Origin of the sequence: Vibrio chemaguriensis, from assembly GCF_012275705.1 — a bacterium.
GTDB classification, from domain to species: domain Bacteria; phylum Pseudomonadota; class Gammaproteobacteria; order Enterobacterales; family Vibrionaceae; genus Vibrio; species Vibrio diabolicus.
Window position 1 is genome coordinate 356,620 of record NZ_SHOE01000002.1, and the last position, 20,998, is coordinate 377,617.

Annotated in this window: 16 protein-coding genes; 10 read left to right on the forward strand and 6 right to left on the reverse strand. The window is 44.7% G+C overall.

The window, feature by feature from the left end; genetic code table 11:
• Nucleotides 1–108 precede the first annotated feature (108 nt).
• Both EX191_RS03895 and ydiJ read right to left on the reverse strand, forming a co-directional pair.
• A complete protein-coding gene (locus EX191_RS03895) occupies nt 109–570 on the reverse strand; it encodes a methyltransferase family protein (protein ID WP_053807257.1) in 462 nt (153 codons plus the stop codon).
• Nucleotides 571–643: 73 nt separating this feature from the next.
• Nucleotides 644–3,679, reverse strand: coding sequence for a D-2-hydroxyglutarate dehydrogenase YdiJ (gene ydiJ, locus EX191_RS03900; protein WP_193447175.1), 3,036 nt, complete (start codon nt 3,677–3,679; stop codon nt 644–646).
• 264 nt (nt 3,680–3,943) lie between these two features.
• Between ydiJ and EX191_RS03905 the strand changes: the two genes are divergently transcribed.
• The 7 genes from EX191_RS03905 (at nt 3,944) to EX191_RS03935 (ending at nt 9,931) form a co-directional block, all read left to right on the forward strand.
• Complete coding sequence (locus tag EX191_RS03905; RefSeq protein WP_006742601.1) at nt 3,944–4,624, forward strand: DUF3334 family protein; 681 nt, start codon at nt 3,944–3,946, stop codon at nt 4,622–4,624.
• Nucleotides 4,625–4,833: 209 nt separating this feature from the next.
• Entirely contained in the window at nt 4,834–5,529 is a 696-nt protein-coding gene (locus tag EX191_RS03910) for a DUF2786 domain-containing protein (RefSeq protein WP_005395879.1), read from the forward strand.
• A gap of 207 nt (nt 5,530–5,736) precedes the next feature.
• Complete coding sequence (locus EX191_RS03915; RefSeq protein ID WP_005395877.1) at nt 5,737–6,405, forward strand: YiaD family glycine zipper/OmpA-like lipoprotein; 669 nt, start codon at nt 5,737–5,739, stop codon at nt 6,403–6,405.
• Between the two features lie 76 nt (nt 6,406–6,481).
• Nucleotides 6,482–7,459, forward strand: a complete 978-nt coding sequence (locus EX191_RS03920) for a J domain-containing protein (RefSeq protein WP_193447176.1) — start codon at nt 6,482–6,484, stop codon at nt 7,457–7,459.
• Between the two features lie 177 nt (nt 7,460–7,636).
• The gene (locus EX191_RS03925) at nt 7,637–7,819 is read left to right on the forward strand and encodes a hypothetical protein (protein ID WP_005377960.1); all 183 of its coding nucleotides are present in this window, start codon (nt 7,637–7,639) and stop codon (nt 7,817–7,819) included.
• Between the two features lie 413 nt (nt 7,820–8,232).
• The gene (locus tag EX191_RS03930; RefSeq protein ID WP_065645308.1) at nt 8,233–8,625 is read left to right on the forward strand and encodes a SulA-like leucine-rich domain-containing protein; all 393 of its coding nucleotides are present in this window, start codon (nt 8,233–8,235) and stop codon (nt 8,623–8,625) included.
• 202 nt (nt 8,626–8,827) lie between these two features.
• Nucleotides 8,828–9,931 (forward strand): phosphoribosylaminoimidazolesuccinocarboxamide synthase, encoded by a 1,104-nt coding sequence (locus EX191_RS03935; RefSeq protein ID WP_005377963.1) that lies wholly within the window; start codon nt 8,828–8,830, stop codon nt 9,929–9,931.
• A gap of 78 nt (nt 9,932–10,009) precedes the next feature.
• Here EX191_RS03935 and EX191_RS03940 read toward each other — a convergent pair whose 3' ends face one another.
• The 3 genes from EX191_RS03940 to EX191_RS03950 all read right to left on the reverse strand — a co-directional run bounded on the left by EX191_RS03940 (nt 10,010) and on the right by EX191_RS03950 (nt 15,033).
• On the reverse strand, nt 10,010–11,683 hold the full coding sequence (locus EX191_RS03940) for an alkaline phosphatase D family protein (RefSeq protein ID WP_182036737.1): 1,674 nt from the start codon (nt 11,681–11,683) through the stop codon (nt 10,010–10,012).
• 329 nt (nt 11,684–12,012) lie between these two features.
• Nucleotides 12,013–12,390: a hypothetical protein gene (locus EX191_RS03945; protein WP_005377965.1), complete on the reverse strand. Its 378-nt coding sequence runs from the start codon at nt 12,388–12,390 to the stop codon at nt 12,013–12,015.
• A gap of 288 nt (nt 12,391–12,678) precedes the next feature.
• Nucleotides 12,679–15,033 carry a helicase-related protein gene (locus EX191_RS03950; RefSeq protein ID WP_182036756.1) on the reverse strand — a complete coding sequence of 785 codons (2,355 nt, stop codon included), beginning with the start codon at nt 15,031–15,033 and terminating at the stop codon, nt 12,679–12,681.
• A 213-nt stretch (nt 15,034–15,246) separates the two neighbouring features.
• Here EX191_RS03950 and EX191_RS03955 point away from each other — a divergent pair, with 213 nt between their 5' ends.
• From EX191_RS03955 to EX191_RS03965, 3 genes are all read left to right on the forward strand, one after another.
• Nucleotides 15,247–16,935, forward strand: a complete 1,689-nt coding sequence (locus tag EX191_RS03955) for an NAD-dependent malic enzyme (RefSeq protein ID WP_005395857.1) — start codon at nt 15,247–15,249, stop codon at nt 16,933–16,935.
• A 214-nt stretch (nt 16,936–17,149) separates the two neighbouring features.
• Complete coding sequence (locus tag EX191_RS03960) at nt 17,150–17,824, forward strand: SanA/YdcF family protein (RefSeq protein WP_193447177.1); 675 nt, start codon at nt 17,150–17,152, stop codon at nt 17,822–17,824.
• Nucleotides 17,825–18,043: 219 nt separating this feature from the next.
• Nucleotides 18,044–19,414: an SLC13 family permease gene (locus EX191_RS03965; protein WP_005395853.1), complete on the forward strand. Its 1,371-nt coding sequence runs from the start codon at nt 18,044–18,046 to the stop codon at nt 19,412–19,414.
• Nucleotides 19,415–19,555: 141 nt separating this feature from the next.
• Here the strand turns inward: EX191_RS03965 and EX191_RS03970 are convergent, their stop codons facing one another.
• Nucleotides 19,556–20,893 carry a GGDEF domain-containing protein gene (locus EX191_RS03970; RefSeq protein ID WP_006742609.1) on the reverse strand — a complete coding sequence of 446 codons (1,338 nt, stop codon included), beginning with the start codon at nt 20,891–20,893 and terminating at the stop codon, nt 19,556–19,558.
• Between the last annotated feature and the right edge of the window lie 105 nt (nt 20,894–20,998).

Here is a 20,998-nt window from a genome sequence, read left to right on the forward strand (position 1 = left end):
GACTGCCCTATCAGACGCGCTCAAAAAACGTGTTTACTAAAAGAAAGCCCAACGTCGATCGTTGGGCTTTCTTTTTATGTCTCATCCAAATAAAACTAAACGCAATGCTTAGATCCAGCGGCGGACGTGGTTTTTATAATCCACATACTCTTCACCAAACAATCGCTCTAGAACACGTTCCTCTGGCTTGATTTGAAATCGATTCATATAACTGACAAATACAACGCTACAAAGCACCACACTCAAGTGCTGCCACCACAAACCAATTGCAATGATTAGAAGCAGTAGCGCCATATACATCGGATTGCGCGAAAAAGAAAATACGCCAGTTCTCACCACGGAAGAGGCCGTGTCAGGCTTTACAGGGTTAACCGTCGTTTTTACTTTATGGAATTCATACACACCAGCAATGCCCATATAACCAGAGAGCAAAGTTAACCCGCCAACCACAACCTCGACAAAGGGCACGCTAATATTCAGGCTCGGCACCAGAACTGTCAGTCCATACATGAGTAGTATGACCAACAAAAACACCGCAACAGGTGGGACTTTGAGTTCAAGTTTTCTCAAGATTCATATCCTTTGAAATTGTTGTATGTGACTTCTAAAAAAGCCCAGTAAAACTGGGCTTAATTTGATGTGATTATATCAAAGTTAACAGCGCCTGAACGGGATGTTTGGGCTTTGTTCCTTCAAAGCGTTTCACTTGGCTGCGGCAAGAGTAGCCAGTAATCAAACATCTCTCGTTATCTAACTTATCTAAGCTTGGCTTCCAGCTTAAATTGTAAATGTCTTTCGACATCGACAACTTATCGACCTCGTGACCAAACGTACCCGCCATACCACAACAACCAACAGGAACCGTATTTAAAACTGCACCAAAGTGAGCAAAAATAGCGCCCCACTCTTTTTCCGCATTCGGCATTTTGGTTTTTTCAGTACAGTGCGCAAACAGATACCAAGGTTCCTGCGCCTTATGCTCTCCGCTTTCAAACGCTTCTAGTCTTGGGTAAAGCCATTCGTGGGCCGTTAGTACATCGAAATCACCTCGCTTACTGCCAAGTACTTCAGCGTATTCATCTCGATAACACAGCACCAATGCAGGATCGACACCAACTAAAGGAATATCCAGATCCGCTACCATCGCCAAAAACTTCGCGGTATCGGCTGCTGTATCCTTAAACTGACGTAAAAGCCCTTTAATGTGTTGTGCTTTACCATTCGGCTTAAATGGCAGAAGCACCGGATGCATGCCCAGCTTTTTCAATAATTTAACGAAGTCTTCTACAACATCGGCGTCGTAGTAGCTAGTGAATGGGTCTTGAACAATTAAAACATGCTTGCTCTTTTCAGACGAAGACAAACCGCTGAGCACTTGCAGATCATAAGGCGTTGTCAGCGACTCTACTCGTTGTTTCAATGTAGGTACTGATAACAACGGCGCATCGACATACCCAACTGTTGAAGCCGTTAAGCTCTTGACCCACGACTGCTTCAAAACACCGTTTACGACACCTGGCGCTTTCGCCATCATCGGCAGCATAGTCTCTATGTTCGCAACCAGATAATCTTTTGCTGGACGTTGGTAACGAGAGTGATAAATGTTTAAAAAGCGTGAGCGGAAACTCGGAACGTCGACTTTAATCGGACACTGGCTCGCACACGCTTTACACGCTAAACAACCATTCATCGCTTCATACACTTCGTGGGAGAAATCGTATTCGTGACGACGATTGATAGAATGACGTACGCGGTCAATCATGGTTTTGATTGATGTTTTGTTTTCTAGCGTTTGCTTTTCTAAGTCAAGAATATCAATACCTTGCTCAGTAAGCTGACGCAGCCACTCGCGAACCAAACCCGCACGACCTTTGGGTGAATGACGACGATCGGCTGTTACTTTCATCGATGGACACATTGGCGAGCTGGTATCGTAGTTAAAACACAAACCGTTCCCGTTACACTCCATCGCTTGCTTAAAGCTGTCACGTACTTGAACGTCAATCTGACGATCGAAGTAACCACGTTTGGTATCGGTAACTTTTACTAACTCTGCATCACTATCAAGCGGCGTACAGATTTTGCCCGGGTTCATTTTGTTGTGTGGATCGAATGCCGCCTTCACACGTCTCAGCTCAGTAAACAACTCATCACCGAAAAACTCAGGGCCATATTCTGAACGGAAACCTTTGCCGTGTTCACCCCACATCAAACCGCCGTATTTCGCCACCAGCTTAACCACTTCATCAGAAACTTCGTGCATCAATGCTTCTTGGTGCGGGTCACACAAATCCAACGCAGGACGTACGTGAAGCACCCCGGCATCGACGTGGCCAAACATGCCGTAATTCAGAGACTTGCTGTCTAACAGCTCTCGAAACTCTACAATGAAGTCTGCCAGGTTTTCTGGTGGCACACAGGTATCTTCAGCGAATGCGACCGGTTTAGCGCGGCCTTTTGCTGCGCCTAACAAACCCACCGCTTTTTTACGCATGTTGTAAATACGCCCGATACTCGCTACATCGTTACAGACTTGGTAACCGATGATGCCCGCTTCTTCTGTTTCCAGCATGGTATCGAGCTTGGCGGTCAGCGCTGCAACCTGCGCAGCAACTTCTTCTTCGTCCTGACCTGCATATTCCACCATATTGATGCCAAGCATCTCTTTATTTGGAACATCGGTAAGCAAATCACTCACGGTGTGCCAGACGATATCTTGCTTTGCGAGATTAAGCACTTTCGAGTCAACGGTTTCTACAGATAGCGCTTTCGCTTCGACCATCAACGGTGCATTACGCAGCGCAGAGTCAAAGCTGTTGTATTTAACGTTAACCAAAGTACGTGCTTTCGGAATTGGCGTCAGATTTAGCTTCGCTTCGGTAATAAATGCCAATGAACCTTCCGCGCCACACAGCACTCGTGTGATGTCGAAACGGTCATCGTCTTCATTCAAGGCATTTTTTAAATCGTACCCCGTTAAAAAGCGGTTGAGCGGAGGAAATTTATCCACGATCTGCTGGCGTTTTTCACGACATACGGATTCCGTTACTCGTAGCGCCTTGGCAGCAAACTCGCCCTCTTTTGGGTAACCATGAGACAAGTCCGACTCTAAAATTGAACCATCAGCAAACACCGCTTGTAGCGACAAAACATGATCGGATGTTTTTCCGTATTTCAGAGAACCTTGACCAGAAGCATCGGTGTTGACCATTCCGCCAATCGTTGCACGGTTACTGGTAGATAAGTCTGGAGAGAAGAAGTAACCGTAAGGGCGAACCGCATCATTTAACTGGTCTTTCACTACACCAGTTTGTACACGAACCCAGCCTTCTTTCTCATTAATCTCAAGCACTTTGTTCATGTGGCGAGACATATCCACCACAATACCTTTGGTTAGCGACTGACCATTGGTCCCTGTGCCGCCACCACGAGGTGAAAAGGTAATTCGTTCGTACTTTTCTTTATTGCTCAGTTTCCCAAGGAGAGAAACATCTTCTGTCGTTTTAGGATGGACGACAGACTGAGGAAGTTGCTGGTAAACACTGTTGTCAGTGGCAACCGCTAGTCGGCTTGAATATTGGCTTTCGATATCACCAGTGAATCCGGCGTGCTCAAGCTCTTTCAGAAAACTAAGAACAAGAGGATCGACATCAGTTTGCGAGTGTAATCTTGGTAACATTTGCTTCCTGCCCCTACGACGCTGAATCCGATCAGCTGCGGGTTATGTAATTATTTGCTCACTTCTCATACAAGTTGGCGTTCAGCGAAACAAAACACCACAAAAGAGTTAGTGAAGTAATATTCTTTGAATTTCGTCACTTTACAACATTTAAAAAGACGAGCAAATCAGAATCTCGATACAATAATTAAACTTATGCTTTATTTTTTCACGCTTGATGCCTTACATTGGGGAACGAATCGCGTTTATAGATGAGTTTTCAGAATGAAAAAAAATAAAATTGTGACCACTGAAGATATCCTTCTCAAACTTTGCCAGTCTGTTTCTGGCGTCCTTACCTCGGCGACATCTTCTCAAGTAAATTACTCTGCAATGGTGCAAAAAATCCACAAGACTAGCCTCAAGCCAGATTTTGGCTGTTTTGTTCTGTTTGATGGCGGGTTTACCGGGCTGGTCGTAATTAATTTTACGGCAAAAGCCGCATTAGAGATCTACACCAACTACATGCGTAATATGGGTATGCCAGAAGAAGAACTGGCAATATCTCATACTTCTGACGAGGTGGGAGATGTTCTGGGTGAGCTAATGAACCAACTGGTTGGAGATTTCACCAATAAAATTCGTAAAGAGCTGCAAACGAACATCACACAAAACCAGCCAAAAATGATGGCGCTGAATAAGCAAGTCATCTTACAAGTGGATACCAACCTTGACCGCCCTCAAGCTCGCCGAGTGACGTTCTCCACCGAAAATAACAACATTTTCTATCTGGAGTTAGCGATGGACAAAACTGAGTTCATCCAACTAGAAGAGTTTGAAATCGCAGAAGACGAAAATCCAGACGATATTTTAGAAGCAACACGTAAAAATATGGCTGAGAAAGAATCTAAATCGTCGAGTTCAAACGATGACGCCGATGATTTACTCAACCAGCTCGGATTGTAATTCCAACTAATCTTAATGAAGAATGGCTTCTTAGACACAAGTACGACTTCATACTGATTATGACGAACTAAAACGCCTAGCCTCGCCTTCCGCGGGGCTTCTTTTTATGTCCATAAACCACCTTCACTCCCACCTTGTATTTCGTTTTTATGTCAAAAAAGGTAATATGTCTGACTTCATAAATTTTCTGCTTTCGTTACTGGTTGTCGATGGATAAACAAAAAGCTCTGAAAAAAATCGCCAAGTGCTTAGAACTGGGCAATTCCGCGAATGTTAATGAGGCTGCCAATGCTATCAAAATGGCACATCGCCTCATGCTCAAATATGGTCTGGATAAGGACGATATTGAGTTTATCAGAATGGGGAAAACACAGTCTTCCCACCTACTACCAGCGAATATCAGTTCTACCATATTGCGAGTGATTCGCGGCATTAACACTAAATTCGGTGTTGAAGCGGTGTTGTTGAATCACAAAGGGCTCAAACGTGTCGAGTTTATCGGTGAAGCAGATCGCGCGATTTTTGCTGCATTTGCTTTCGATATTATTTATCGCGAGATGAACGAAAGTACCGGACAATTCCGAAATAGTTTCGCAGGTACGGGCACCTCTTCTCAAGAAGTGACTCGCCGCGTGAACTCATTTGTATCTGGCTGGGTAGAGGGCGCGATAGAGAAACTTCCCGTCATTTCTCCAGACGAAGAGTCGGCCAACAAAATCAATGATTATATTGATAAAGAATTCCAAAACATTGACCGCGAAACCTTCAAGAAGCAACTGAAAGAAGCGATGAAAAACCTAACCGAAGACTACGAAGTGGGCTTGAAAAAAGGTAGACGAGTCTCCGTTAACCGTGGTGTTGGCGGCGAGCAAGCGCGTAAAATGTTGGGCAATCCATCGAAATAACCAGAACGGCAATTGATTGATGTAGGTTCCAATATTCCAATGTTATTGGGATCTACTTTTTGAAGTTGTGATAGTAACGATAAGAATTTTCTTACAGAAACTCTTATCAATCTTACTTTCTCATAACAAATATCAATGCTTACTTATTCATAATTCGCATCCCATTATGAGGCATGGTTTCGCCTCAGTTTATACGGAGATTTTCCCTTGAAAAAGATGCCTATTGCACTAGCTCTAGTGCTAGCTCTTACTGGCTGTCAAGCCACTCAACGCCAAAATGCAACAACGGGTGAATACGAAACTAACTCAACCACGCAAGGCGCGCTTATTGGTGCTATCGCTGGTGCAGCAATCGGTCTAGCAACGGGCGATGACGCTAAAGAACGTCGTCAGCATGCACTCATTGGTGCGGCCGCAGGCGGAGCGACTGGCGCTGGCGTTGGTTACTACTTTGACCAACAAGAAGCAGAATTGCGTCGCGCTTTGCTAAACTCTGGTGTACAAGTTCAGCGTGTTGGTGAGAACCAGCTTTTACTGCGTATGGAAAATGGTATCGGCTTCTCTTCAAGCTCTTACCAGCTTGATGCTAGCATTCATAATACGCTACGCGGTGTTGCTCGCATCTTGGTTGAATACCCAGATACCAGCCTTGTTATCGACGGTTACACTGATAGCACGGGCAGTGAGTCATACAACCAAACGTTGTCTGAGCGTCGTGCAGAGTCCGTACGTCAATTCCTAGTATCTCAAAACGTTGCACCTGGTCGTGCAATTGCACGTGGCTACGGCGAACGTAACCCAATTTGCTCAAACCAAACTTCTGAAGGTCGTGCGTGCAACCGTCGTGTTGAAATCCAGATCTTGCCACTGAAGTAATTTGGTTGCACCATAGCGGTAATAATAAAAAATTACCGGAGCAGGCCTAACAATAATCGTTAGGCCTGACATATCAATGTCTGTCAAAACGTCTGCCCTACTCTGCTTATTTAGCCTCAGCTTTTCTGGTTACCTGCTTGCCTCTCAGGCTCCAAATGACCCCATAGAACAATATGAGTATGCACAGCAATTATTGGCATCAAACAAAGCTGAAGCCTCACCAGAAACGCGTTACTGGCTAGAGCAATCCGCCAACCAAGGTTACCTCCCTGCGCAAAAACAGCTCGCGAACGACTTTGCTAAAGGGATAAATGGCGAAAAAAATGAAACACAAGCGTTATATTGGCTAACCTCTATCGCACTCAATGATCCAACCGATCGGGGCTTTCTTCTCGCTAACTTTATTCAGCGCAATCAAGATAAGGTCACAACTTCTCAATTGACTGAAGCTTTGTATCAAATGGCTTCTCAGCATAATTCAGCAGCAGAACAGGCTTATAATCAACTGTTAGAGCAGCGCTTCAATCAACTGCGAGCTAAACAAGTCTCACAAATAAAGTCGCTCGATAAAAAGGCGGAGCAAACACAAGAAGAGAAAAGCACAACAATTGCAAAACCCAACGTAGAATACTCGCAATTTTTATGGCTGATCTGGCTAGCGGCGATACTCATCATCAGCGGCTTAAGCTTCCTCGTAATCAAGAAACATAAGCAGAATAGAAAAGCGCTTGAAGCCAAAGAGGAAAACCAAAATCAGCGAATGGCGGCAAAAGTTAAAGAGCTAGAGTTTACGAACAAGCAACTGAAACGCCAGCTAGAGAAAGTATTCAAAGAATTTAAGAAATCCAAAACCCAGGCAGAGAACCATAAGCTAAGCGTCGCATGCGCCATGTTTGGCTACACACCACAACACATCCCTGATTTACAAGCAATAAAGCTACGCTATAGACAGCTATCAAAGCTTTATCACCCGGACACAAGAGGCAGTGAAGAAGAAATGAAGCGACTCAATCATGCCTTTAAGCTTGTCTCACAAAATGTTACAAAACAGTAAAAACAGGTCAAGAAACTTTGGCTAGCATGCTTTTAGACCCATATAATCAAGCGCCGCAATCGATCTCCCTCTCAAACAAATTAACAGACATTTAACTTAAGTCTCGCTTTTATGCCATAATGCTCAGCGCAAAATAACACCTAACGACTCAAATTAATCTAGGTGGGGAGAAAATCAATGTTCACTGAAGAAGGCACCTGTGATTGGTGTAAAAAACCTAGTCTTGTAACTCGTCACGATTATTTAGATGGCAAGCACCATTACTCATGTAAAGCTTGTTACGACATGGCAAAAATCGACGTGCGCCTATTTAACCAAGGCGAATTGCAAATGCGCGAACGCTTGCAACGAGCGAGCTAAGCAAGACGGAATCAACGGAACTGATTTTCAAAGGCGCCTTTTAAGGCGCTTTTTTGATCGGCCAAGCCCTATTTCCAATCTCTATCTCGTATTCCCTCCTATCCTACATAGCATGTCGCATCGGTTATCAGCCCCTCTCCTACTGTATACAAACCACTGTCCGTGAAACAACACCTGTATATACAGTAGTGAACCCCTGTATGTATCTCGTCCAATTTTCTACTCATCTCACATTTTTAAATTGATGTTAGACATATCAGAAATAAAAAATAACCAAATAAATTCAAATACTTAAAATATAAACCTTTTATTTTCTTCTCAAGAAACCGCAAATAACTTTTGAGAAACGGGTTGATCAGGTCGCCAAAACAAACTACTGTATACACATACAGCATGTATAAAGGAACAGTAAGATGCAGTTACAAAGTCAATCTCATACATACTCTCGTTACAACGTATTGGCACAAGCAACTCAGCCCATGGCCGTTTCGAATCAGCTTCTATCTAAGCTGGCTGTTTTATCGCAGCAGAAACAATGGATTTTGTTTACAGCAGACTGCCCTCGCCCAGACTTTGAACAACTCACTGCTTCTAATATTTGCTGTAAAAACGTGATTCAAATGAAGCCTTCTCAACAGCTTTCAGAAGTCGAGATCGTGATCAAAGCCATCCGATCAGGCAATGCCAGTGCTGTTGTCGCATCCAATAAAATTGCACTTATGAATCAATCTATGTTGCGCGACATGGCGCAGCGCTATCAGTGTGAAGTCTTTTTCGTCGAAGGCAGAGTTAATAAGTACCACTAATAAGTTCGACGTTATCCATCCTGCATCTCGCCTCCTTTTTAAGGAGGTTTTTTTGTATTAAAGAAAACAGGCAAACGTTTGCTTTTTCTCTGGCGAGTTAAAATAGTTCTGGTATGATGCCCACATTCGATTTATTCAGCGGCCAAACTTTGCTGAATATCTTCTCTTTCTGACGTTTGATTAAGATGATAGGAATGTCGCAATGAGCCTTGCTAATCAAGTACTTGCCGTCAATGACGACCTGCCAATTCGCACCCATAAACCCGTTCATAGTGGAAAAGTTCGTTCAGTTTACTGGTTAACTGAAGAAGACAGCGCCCGACTGATCAAAGAAAAAGGATACAATGTCGCGCCAGATGCGCCTTTGGCTATCATGGTGATTAGCGACCGAATCTCTGCGTTCGATTGTATTTGGCATGCTGAAGGTGGTCTTAATGGTGTCCCGGGTAAAGGGGCTGCGCTTAATGCGATTTCTAATCACTGGTTCAAACTGTTCAAAGAAAATGGCTTAGCAGATAGCCATATTCTAGACATTCCTCACCCTTTTGTTTGGATTGTACAAAAAGCCAAACCGGTAAAAATCGAAGCCATCTGCCGCAAATACATCACGGGTTCGATGTGGCGCGCTTACGCAAATGGCGAGCGCGAGTTTTGTGGAATCCAACTTCCTGAAGGGTTAGGAAAAGACAAAGCACTGCCAGAGTTGCTCATGACCCCATCCACAAAAGGCATTCTAAAAGGTATTCCCGGTGTGCCAGAAGCGGATGACGTGAATATTACTCGTCAAAACATCGTAGACAACTACGAAGCATTTAACTTCTCAAGTGCCGACGATATCGCACTCTACGAAAAACTGCTGAAAGAAGGCTTTAACGTTATCAGCCAAGCGTTAGAAGAAATCGACCAAATCTTTGTCGATACCAAATTCGAATTTGGTTATGTTCATGATGCTGCTGGCAATGAAAAGCTGATTTACATGGATGAAGTGGGTACACCAGACTCGTCTCGTATATGGGATGCTAAAGAGTACCAAGCAGGTCACATCGTAGAGAACTCAAAAGAAGGTTTCCGCCAGTTCCTACTTAACCACTTCCCTGACCCAGATATCTTGCTAAACAAAGAACGTATGCCAGAGCGCGAAGCACTCGCTCGTGATAATGCTTTACCCGTCGAATCTTTGATGGCGATTTCGAGCACCTACATTGGTATTGCCGAGAAGATTACAGGCAAGCCGATTCATTTGAGTGAGAATCCGAAAGCGGAAATCATCGAAGTTCTGAGCAAAGAATACGGATTGATTGACTAGCACTGTCGCTAGATTGCTAAACGCTTTCCAATAAAAAGTCCGCACTAGCTTGCGGACTTTTTTCGTATTAGGCTCAGTTTAGCCGATATTTAACGTAGTGCCATCTGTTGTAGAGGCTGACTTAGTCGTCACCTGATATGTTTTGTCTTTAATCGTTGATACGAAATACCAGGTCGACTCTGCCTTGTCGGGCGTAAAAGTAACGCGCATAAAGCCACGCTGTTTGATGTCTGCCCACTGTAATTCTGACACTAAGTGCGGCAACGTGTATTCCATTTGAGCGATCGCAACAGGATCTAACGCTAGGTAGGCCTCTAGCCCAGGGGAACTCACCGAGCTAGTCGCAAACTCTATCCCGATAGGATGCTTAGAGACGTCTTTAAGCTCACTTGCCCATGCGTTGTGCGTATCTCCTGCCAAGCAGACAAAGTTACCACTGTTGGCTTTGGCCAGTTGATAAACTTTCTCTCGCTCGACGTAGTAACCATCCCATGCATCTAGGTTATACGGGAGAGAAATGGTATCTGAACTTGGGTCAGAGAGGTAACCCGTAATCGCAGAGTTTACTGCTAATAACGCCTCTGTTTTTTGTTCTTCAGTGGCAGTAAACAATTGAAACATCGCGGTCATAACCGAACTTGGCAACTCCATACGAGACATTAACACTTGTTGCCCTAGCACATTCCAAGTTGCGTCGTGCGTACTGAACGCATCCATCAGCCAAGCGAGTTGGTCAGCGCCTAACAGCTCTCGGTCTTCACTGCGCGACTGAGCAACTAAACCGCCAATAGCTTCCATCGTTGGTGAGCTGAGCGAGAAGTAATCCAACGGTTTATCACGCCCCACAAGTCGCGTGTCGAGCATCATCAAATTGACTAAACTTCCAAACGAAAACTGACGGTAAATCAGCATGTTTGAGAAAGTGTTTTCACGAACGGGCAACCATTCTGTCCACGCGGCAGCCGCAGCTGCACGACGATCATTAAAACTGCCTTCCTCTTCTTGATGGTTTTCCGCACCATTTTTCCAAGTATCATTTGCAAGCTCATGGTCATCCCAGACAGCAATCATTGGTAGGCTCGCATGTAACGCTTGCAGATCAGCATCTTGGCGATATTGCGCATACCGTTTTCGGTAATCATCTAAGGTAATACATTCAGTGCCTTTGCTTGGCTCTCGCCCTAGTGCCTCAGCATCTTCACTAGCGTAGCCACCAGCACCATACTCATAAATGTAATCACCGAGATGAAGCACCACATCAAACGGGTCTTGCTCATGTTGATTTAAAATCTCTCGATACACATGGAAATAGCCAGCAGGATAGTTTGCACAAGAAACAACCGCCATGGATGCCTTTTCTACACCATCCTCTGGTAATGTTTGAGTTTGCCCGACTTCGCTAGTGACATCTCCAACCATGAATCGATAGTAGTAGCGAGAATTTGCGTTGAGATTTTGAACATCGACTTTTACCGTGAAATCTCGGCTCGTGTCTGTGGCAAAAGTGCCACTTTGCACGATATCAGTAAAATTTTCGTTAGATGAAACTTGCCAGCTTACATCTGCGTAGCTCGCTGAGGTTGTAACACGAGTCCAAATGATTACTTGTGTTTGAGTAGGATCTCCACTCGCCACTCCGTGCTCAAAGGTAACCGCAACAGACTCACTAGCATCGCTACCACAGCCCACCAGCCCGGTAACAATAGCCGTTGAAGAGGCAGCTTTCATAAAGTCTCGACGAGACAAAGACATATTGACTTCCTTTCTTATTGTGTTTGTTTTTATGCCCAAATGACGTGGTGACTCAATCATCCTTGTGTGCCAATAAGGGACGTTAATTCGAACTTACAGTACCAACCACTTAGTCGGTAATTTGTCCTAAAAACACAAAGTTAGAAGCTAGTTATGACAATTGCATTTCCAAACGTTACATTTTTGTTAATTTAAGTGCAAATACTCTATATTCATCACACTTCCAAGACCTGTGACAAAAACCTCAAAATAAAAAAGCGACCTACTTTGAGGTCGCTTTTCATTGCACTATTGTTAAGTGGTACATTGATGAAGTGGAAATGCTCAGCCTAAAACTTGATGTTAAGGACATCTTGTTCTGACGTGTCCACCTTCAACTGACTGCGAGATTCTATGTACTCGATTTGCTGAACATCGAGCGAATATGGCATAACGACTCGCAATTCGTTGATCCCTTCATGTTTAGCTAACTGGGTTAAGCGGACCAAATTGGATTCATCACTTTTACGAGAAGACATCGATTTTAATGCGGCATCCCACAACCGATCTTCAGGCTTGCTCAATTCCGCAATGTTCTGTTTCCACATCAAACCGAAAATAGGCGCGATGGTGGCAAATGCCTCTAAGAAGGTCCATTTTTTACTACCTGTCGCCCCTAAAAAGCTAGTGTAGTCGAATTCAATGCACGTCTTTCCTTGTTGATCCATTCTATGCCCCCGACACTCGAAAATGAGATATACCAAATATCGTTCAACTGTTTTGATATAGCAATGGGATATAAAACATTCGTCTTTTATGCACTAATTTACATGCAAAAGGAAATATTAAAACCAGCTTTGTAACAACTGATGTACAGCTTCGCCATATATAAGCATTCAATTGATTAATATTTCAATTAAGAAACTAAAAACAACACGTAAGTAACGCTATCAATATGAAATCATTATAGATTCACCAAGAAAATATCCATTCTTGTCACAACGTCACCCGCCTACCTACTTCACATCAATCACTCGACTGGCCTTTTTATACTGTATCTTCCAACCAGCCCAGCGTGGCAGCTCCCAACGCTTTGGATCCCCCTTACGGTTTCCCTCTCGATAAACGACCTGTACCAGCTTGCGAGACGCGTAATACTCAACATCCAGTTGGAGTTCTGGCAGCGAAAGTTCTAAAGGGTACTGCTCCGTGAAATCGTCGTATTCCCATTCTGGAACACCGTTAAATGTTAAGTCTTCCGGTTCAAACAACGCCATATCATCGACATTTTCAACGCCTAATGTTTCCAACTGATCCTTTAACCAGCTAGAAAATGTCAAGGAGGCCAAGTCGTTAACCTCTTCTCCTTCGACATTAAGGCCCAATGCGTTGTAGAGTTTCCAGTGTTGGATTTGTTGTTTTCTTTGAGAAGCAAAACCTGGTAACAGTGTCTCGTCTTCTATCATTTCGACAATAGACTGAACAGCAACATCACCTTGTAACGCTTGATGTTCAGAACAGATTGTTCGCCCGGCGTAGACCAAATGCATCGTTGCTCTTGGCGTCTCTTCTTCATAATTCGTCTCACCTTGTTGCCACTCCCCAAATTCAAGTTCGCGTAATAATGTCAGCGGGATAGGCATCATGACCGATGCGAGGTTCAGTGTTTGCTTAACGCCTCGTCCTGGCACGCTATGGCTGTCTAGCACGATTGCCGCTTCTTCTTTGTCAGGAAAGCGGCTGTTACGCCCAACCAGCATCTCGACTACGCCATTTCCTAGAGCATCTCTTCGACGAGCTCGTCGGACAAACACAAGCTCAGGGTGTAATGAGGCGATGGAGAAAAAGAGCGCTTCACGGTTATATCGAGAGGCAACGTCAAGTTCCGGTAATTCAAATACTTCTCGCATTTGTTTCGCTAAACCTTGTGCCTCTTCGAGTGCGCTGGCATCAATGACAATGCCCGGAAGTCGCTCCCCCCGAACCAAACGGATAAGCAAAGAGGCATCACATCCGTATGGCTCCTCTTGAGATAGAAGCTCAGCGACTTCGCCACTTTGTCGCTGATAGAGCTGCGCAGGCACAGATAAGGCGGCAGCCAAATCAATCATTGCTTCCTTCTCTGGCTTCGCTTGAATTCTGGTAACAAGATCGGCAAACAGTGCATCAATGGGTAGTGGATATACTTTTCTCCCATGCTGCGTGACATTGCCATCCTCATCAATCGCTTCCATAGATAACAACGTCGAATGAGATGCCTCTAGCGACTTTGGGGGAATTGAGTCGAGAAAATCGAGTGTTGAGAGACGATACCCACAACAAGCTGCTGCCAGCATGGGCTCGACGAGCTCTTCTCTGTGTAATTCTGGAGGTGTCACCAACTCTAAAGGCGCGTGCTCACCATATAGACGAATACAAGCCCCTTCGGCAACGCGACCTGCTCGCCCCATTCGCTGCGCGGCACTGGCCTTAGAAATGTTGGTTAGCGTCAGTGCTGTACGTCCATTTCGTTGTACAGTTCTGCGCTCTAAGCCGCTATCAATGACAACTCGGATGTTAGGTATCGTTAAGGAGGTTTCCGCAACATTGGTTGCCAATACGACTTTTCGTTGTTTTTGCGTAGTTAACGCGCGGTGCCGTTCTTCATCACTAACCGAGGCATGAAGTTTGACCACCATGACATCGCCGCAACTTTGTAACATCTGAGCACATTGGGTGATCTCTTTGCGTCCAGGCAGGAAAACAAGAATATCGCCATCTTCATCTTCCAATGCTTCTTTTACCGCTCTGAAAACCTCTTGTTCACATCCCTTCTTATTCGGTAAATAACGGCTGTCTAAAGAACGATGTGTCACCGTGACTGGAAAGCAACGCCCTTCAGATCGCAGACGCTTCGCATTCAGGTAACGCGCTAGCTTTTCGCCCTCCAGCGTAGCGGAAGTGACGATCAACCGATGTTGATTTTCTTGCTTCAAAATTGCGGTTAATAGATCAATATCCCAGCGTCGCTCGTGAAATTCGTCCACTATCACGATATCGAAGCCTGCTAGCTTGTTTTCCGCAAACCAACGCAGTGCGACTCCCGGAGTCACAAATACAACTTCGGTTTTTTCATCAAAGTAGGCATGAAGCTTGATCGCGTAACCGACTTTGCGACCTATTGGCTCACCAGATTGCTCCGCAAGATATTCAGCCAACGAGGTACAAGCAATTCGACGTGGTTCAATAACCAGCACGCGTCCGTGTTTTGCCGCCCACATAGGCAAACGGGTAGATTTACCTGACCCGGTTTCGGCTTCCACCACGAGATGGTTTTGGTTCACATGTTGGTCAAACTCAGCTTGCAGGCTGTCGATAGGTAGTTGAAACATAGAAATTGGATTTGATTTGATGATGCAGAACATTATACCCAAGTAAAAAAATCCTGCTTTAGGTATCTCTAAACAACCAATATTGCCGATATTTTCGGCGGTATCTGAGTTTTTTTGCGACATTACATTGATGTGCATCAACGCATGTTTACAACTAAATGGTGAACCCGTTAAAATTTGGTGCGCATCCTTCAACCCTACATAAGGCACCTAATGAACAACGATAAACGCCCACTATATATTCCATATGCGGGTCCGGCTCTTTTAGCAACCCCTCTTTTGAACAAAGGCAGTGCATTCTCTGCTGAAGAACGTAGTTCATTCAACTTAGAAGGCTTGCTTCCAGAGTCTACCGAAACAATCCAAGAGCAGGTGGAACGTGCCTACCAGCAATACAAGAGTTTCGAAAGCGATATGGATAAGCACATTTATCTGCGTAATATCCAAGACACCAACGAAACACTGTATTACCGCCTAGTGCAAAACCACATTTCTGAGATGATGCCTATCATCTACACGCCAACTGTCGGCGCAGCATGTGAAAACTTCTCTAACATTTACCGCCGTGGTCGTGGTCTATTCATTTCATATCCGAACCGTGACCGTATTGACGACTTGCTGAATAATGCAGCAAACCACAACGTTAAAGTGATTGTTGTGACAGATGGTGAACGTATCCTTGGCTTGGGTGACCAAGGTATCGGCGGCATGGGCATTCCTATTGGTAAACTGTCACTTTATACCGCGTGTGGTGGTATCAGCCCTGCTTACACGCTACCAATCGTGCTTGATGTGGGTACGAATAACCCACAACGTTTAGCTGATCCGATGTACATGGGTTGGCGTCACCCTCGTATTACGGGTGCAGAATACGATGCATTTGTAGAAGAGTTTATCCAAGCAGTACAGCGCCGTTGGCCTGATGCCTTGATCCAGTTCGAAGACTTTGCACAGAAAAATGCGATGCCTCTTCTTGAGCGTTACAAAGATCGCGTGTGCTGCTTCAATGATGATATTCAAGGCACGGCGGCCGTTACTGTTGGCTCTCTACTTGCCGCCTGTAAAGCAGCAGGCACTCAGCTGTCTAAACAGCGTATCACCTTCTTGGGCGCTGGCTCTGCTGGTTGTGGTATCGCAGAAGCGATCATCGCACAAATGGTATCGGAAGGGATTTCTGACGAGCAAGCTCGCTCACAAGTTTACATGGTTGACCGTTGGGGTCTGTTACAAGAAGGCATGCCTAACCTTCTTGATTTCCAACAACGCCTGGTGCAGAAACATACCAATACGAAAGAGTGGGAAAATGAAGGAAATGGCTTCTCACTCCTCGACGTTATGCGTAACGCCAAACCAACGGTACTGATTGGTGTTTCTGGTGCTCCTGGCCTATTTAGCCAAGAAGTCATCGAAGAAATGCATAAACACTGTAAGCGTCCGATTGTCTTCCCACTATCGAACCCAACAAGCCGCGTAGAAGCAACACCTAACGACATCATTCGCTGGACAAATGGTGAAGCACTGGTTGCAACAGGTAGCCCATTTGAGCCTGTGGTTCATGAAGGTCGCACTTACCCGATTGCACAATGTAACAACAGCTACATCTTCCCAGGCATTGGCCTTGGTGTACTTGCTGTAAACGCAAAACGTGTCACCGACGAAATGCTAATGGAATCGAGCCGTGCGCTCGCAACATGCTCTCCTCTAGCAATCAATGGTCGTGGTGCGCTACTTCCACCGTTGGAAGAGATTCACTCGGTATCGAAAAAAATCGCGTTTGCTGTTGGTAAGAAGGCAATCGAACAAGGTGTGGCATTAGAAATTACTGATGAAGCATTAAACGTAGCGATTGAGCAATCGTTCTGGCAGCCGGTTTACCGTCGCTACAAACGCACTGCGTTTTAAGCTTGAGACATTTCGTTTAATAATTAGCCCCTACCATGTAGGGGCTTTTATTTTTTTATCATCCTAACCAGATTTTGGCATAAATGGGCTTCTCTCTTTTTGTTTCTATCAGATATGATGAGAACTACATTTTTAGTTAAGGATATAAAACGTTTTGTTGTTTTCTCGCATAAGATCAAAGTGGAAGCTGAAATTTTCCTGGAAGTGACTTGCTTTGATTTTGTCGATCTCTGTACTTAGTCTGCTTGTTTCTGTTATTGCCATCGACCGGTGGGTGGTTTTACAAGCCAAAGAAAGCATTTTCACTGAATACGAACAAATACCTCAACATGAGGTTGCTGTGGTTCTCGGTACCAGTAAATACATCGGTAAGATCCTCAACACTTACTACACTCATCGCATTAATGCGGCGATTGAGCTTTACAACCAAGGCAAAGTAAAACAGTTTTTATTGAGTGGCGATAACGCCCATCGCTCCTACAACGAACCGTGGACGATGAAACGCGACTTACTTAAAGCCGGCGTGCCTGAGGAAGTGATTCACCTTGATTATGCTGGCTTTCGTACTCTAGATTCGATTGTGAGGGCGAAAAAGATTTTTGCTTCGGAGCGCTTTCTGATTGTGACTCAGCGCTTTCATTGTGAGCGAGCGCTGTTTATTGCCGATGCTTACAACATTGATGCGCAGTGTCTTGCGGTAGCAGGACCTACGACAAACAAACAAAAAACATCAATGCGTATTCGAGAGTTGCTCGCCCGTGTGAAAGCCTTTTTAGACCTCTACATTATTAATACGCAGCCCAAGTTTCTTGGCCCTCAAGAACCTATCGTTGCAGTAAAAGAGCCTGAAAAAACCTCTAATGAACCTCTGCAAGTTCCCGTCGAATAGAGGAACAACGCAGCTTACAAGGCTAATAACATTTCTATAAAACAAATGGGTAGTTTTCTACCCATTTCCAATTCTCAACATCACATTTTCTAATTTGCTCTACGATTCAGGCAAAACTCTTTTTTGCATTCCAAGTAACATTTAATCAATAAATAACTACAAGTCAGTTACTTTGCCATAAAAAAACCGACAAAAGGCAATGCAAAAGGAGCACTACCCATGACCGCACTCGCTGTGACATTGAAGAACTGGTTCTTCACTCGCAACAGCATGATTTTGAACGCGAATATCGTATTGTTCATTATCTTGTTTAATACCCTACCCTTTGAGCCACAAGTAGTAACCGGCCTGAGCATCTTAGTTTTTGTTGCTATTCTTTGGCTAACCGAAGCGATTCACGTCAGCATAACCGCGCTGCTCATACCATTACTTGCGGTATTTTTAGGCGTGTTTAATACTCAGACCGCACTGAACAACTTCTCCAACTCCATCATCTTTCTATTCTTAGGTGGTTTTGCACTTGCTGCAGCTTTGCATAAACAGAAGTTAGACCAAGCTATTGCTGATAAAGTGCTGTTACTCGCACGAGGTAAAATGTCTGTCGCTGTATTCATGCTATTTGGTGTGAGTGCTGGCCTGTCAATGTGGATTTCAAACACCGCCACTGCCGCTATGATGCTGCCCCTTGTACTGGGTGTGATGACAAAGCTAGACGCCAAGAAAAACCACAACACCTTTTTGTTTGTTCTGCTCGGCATCGCTTACAGTGCTTCGATTGGTGGTATTGCAACGCTGGTTGGTAGCCCACCAAACGCCATTGCAGCAGCTGAAGTTGGCCTAAGTTTTACTGAGTGGATGAAGCTCGGTGTGCCTATCTCATTAGTACTAATGCCCATCGCTATTCTCGTGTTGTACACCATGACTAAGCCTGACCTTAGCCACAAGTTTGACCTTGACCATCAACCAGTCGAGTGGACAAACGGCAAAATGATTACGCTGGCGATTTTCTTACTGACCGTGACTTTGTGGATATTCAGTAAGCCAATTAACGCTATGCTAGGTGGCTTCGCTAAGTTCGATACCCTTGTAGCAATAGGTGCGATCCTTCTGCTTGGGGCTTCTCGCGCTGTAGAGTGGAAAGATATTGAGAAAACAACCGACTGGGGTGTGTTAATCCTATTTGGTGGTGGCATCTGTTTGAGTAACGTCCTAAAAGCAACCGGAACAAGCGTATTTTTGGCTCATAGCTTGTCAGGCTTCCTTGAGCAAGCCGGTATTCTTCTAACGATTCTTGCAGTGGTTGCTTTTGTTGTCTTCTTGACTGAGTTTGCAAGTAACACCGCTAGTGCTGCACTGCTGGTCCCTGTATTTGCAACCATCGCAGAGGCCTTAGGCATGTCTCCGGTCATTCTCTCTGCATTGATTGCCGTCGCTGCATCTTGTGCATTTATGTTACCAGTTGCAACACCTCCAAACGCGATTGTGTTCGGTACGGGTCATATCAAGCAAAAAGAAATGATGCGAATTGGTTTCGTCTTAAACATTGCCTGTATTGCTGCACTAACGCTTTTCGCTTGGTTGTTCTGGTAAAAACAGCAAGTTCGATTAGCACTACACTGCTGCTCACGGTAATCATATCGATGACCCAAACTTCCCCCTAAGTGGTGTTCAGCAGTTTCCCTCTTGGTGGCCAGTTGGCCACCTTTTTTTATTCCTTTGAGTGACGAATCGTTAGGCTTGCTTCTTTTCGCAGGCAAGCAAACCATAATGAACCTCGACCCGGTTGCGACCATTGCGCTTCGCTTGGTAAAGCACTTCGTCTGCTCTCGCCATGGTTTCTGAGACGCGTTCATTTTGCATTTGGGCAACGCCAATGCTGCATGTTAATGATTCACCGTGTACCCACAAATGACTCTCCACATTTTTGCGAATCATTTCCGACTTCTTCACAGCTTGATCAATATTGGTGTCAGGGCAAAATACAACAAATTCTTCTCCTCCCCAACGAACAAGTCGGTCATCTGGGTAGATGGAACTTGCCACCACCATGACAAATTCGCGCAATATGTCATCCCCCATTTGGTGCCCAAATTTGTCATTCACCTTCTTAAATTTATCCAAATCCATATAAAGGATACTGAATGTACTATGCCCCCAGCGAACTTGCCGTGATTGCTGCTCAAGCCAGTGCTGAACTGCGTGACGGTTCATCGCTCCCGTCAACGCATCGCGATGCGCCAACTCTGCAAACTCATAGTTTTGAGCTCGCAACGTACCATTCACCTTCTCTAAATGACGATGACGTTTTTTCGCTTTTTCATAAGCGACTCGATTTTTTCGTAATTCGTGCAGCGAAAATGCCAGTCCAAGCGCCATCCAAGAGAGTAAGAGCGCATACAGTAACGTTTCTTGTGCAAGGTAAGCGCCTTCAAACTCAATTTTATCAATCACAATTTTGTGCTCGCCAAGTGCCGCACCAGATCCGGTCGCGATATCAATACGTGTGATGTTTGAAAATTCAGGTGCAGAGTGTTCAATCGCAACTTTGTTGTCTACTAACCACCACGTCATCACCTGTAAATTTTTAATCGGAATTTCGATGATGTCGTTTGAACCGGACGGAGAAAACTGCATGCCATTGTATTTAATCGTGTACTCGTCGTCTGGTTTGGAATACTCAGGGTTATAGTTGCGCAGATATAAACGCAAATCATGGCTCGGATTGGGCCCCACCCCCGCCTCTTCATATCTCACTTTCAATCGAATCGTATGGTAATTGGAAAGGTCAATCCCCTGTGTTGGCGTTGTGGAATCGGTATAAACAGAGATTCCGCAATAAGGCCAAGCATACGAGCTTTGCTTTAAGTCACAGCTGAGAACTAGGCTTTGCTTATCGTAAAAAATATCAGCCTCACTCAAGCCACCTTCGCTGGCGTCTTTAGTCGCATAGATATTGAAATGTTCTGGTGTAATGGTCAGCTTTCGTGTATCGCCAAGAACACTATAAAGCGCAACCAAACTAATAGTGCAAATAGAGAGGGCAAAGATAAATTTATGGATCCACTTCATGGGCGAGTGACCTGCTCAGCTTATATACAACACAATGTACTCAATGATTTTTCGAACTTCAAACAAAGTCATTTATCAAGAAACAAAATTACTTTTAGTCTTCGT

Bases quoted from the DNA above. Each gene is read 5' to 3' on its own strand.
- ydiJ (WP_193447175.1), bottom strand. From the start codon at position 3,679: ATGTTACCAAGATTACACTCGCAAACTGATGTCGATCCTCTTGTTCTT.
- EX191_RS03905 (WP_006742601.1), top strand. From the start codon at position 3,944: ATGAAAAAAAATAAAATTGTGACCACTGAAGATATCCTTCTCAAACTT.
- EX191_RS03910 (WP_005395879.1), top strand. From the start codon at position 4,834: ATGGATAAACAAAAAGCTCTGAAAAAAATCGCCAAGTGCTTAGAACTG.
- EX191_RS03920 (WP_193447176.1), top strand. From the start codon at position 6,482: ATGTCTGTCAAAACGTCTGCCCTACTCTGCTTATTTAGCCTCAGCTTT.
- EX191_RS03925 (WP_005377960.1), top strand. From the start codon at position 7,637: ATGTTCACTGAAGAAGGCACCTGTGATTGGTGTAAAAAACCTAGTCTT.
- EX191_RS03930 (WP_065645308.1), top strand. From the start codon at position 8,233: ATGCAGTTACAAAGTCAATCTCATACATACTCTCGTTACAACGTATTG.
- EX191_RS03935 (WP_005377963.1), top strand. From the start codon at position 8,828: ATGAGCCTTGCTAATCAAGTACTTGCCGTCAATGACGACCTGCCAATT.
- EX191_RS03940 (WP_182036737.1), bottom strand. From the start codon at position 11,683: ATGTCTTTGTCTCGTCGAGACTTTATGAAAGCTGCCTCTTCAACGGCT.
- EX191_RS03945 (WP_005377965.1), bottom strand. From the start codon at position 12,390: ATGGATCAACAAGGAAAGACGTGCATTGAATTCGACTACACTAGCTTT.
- EX191_RS03950 (WP_182036756.1), bottom strand. From the start codon at position 15,033: ATGTTTCAACTACCTATCGACAGCCTGCAAGCTGAGTTTGACCAACAT.
- EX191_RS03955 (WP_005395857.1), top strand. From the start codon at position 15,247: ATGAACAACGATAAACGCCCACTATATATTCCATATGCGGGTCCGGCT.
- EX191_RS03965 (WP_005395853.1), top strand. From the start codon at position 18,044: ATGACCGCACTCGCTGTGACATTGAAGAACTGGTTCTTCACTCGCAAC.
- EX191_RS03970 (WP_006742609.1), bottom strand. From the start codon at position 20,893: ATGAAGTGGATCCATAAATTTATCTTTGCCCTCTCTATTTGCACTATT.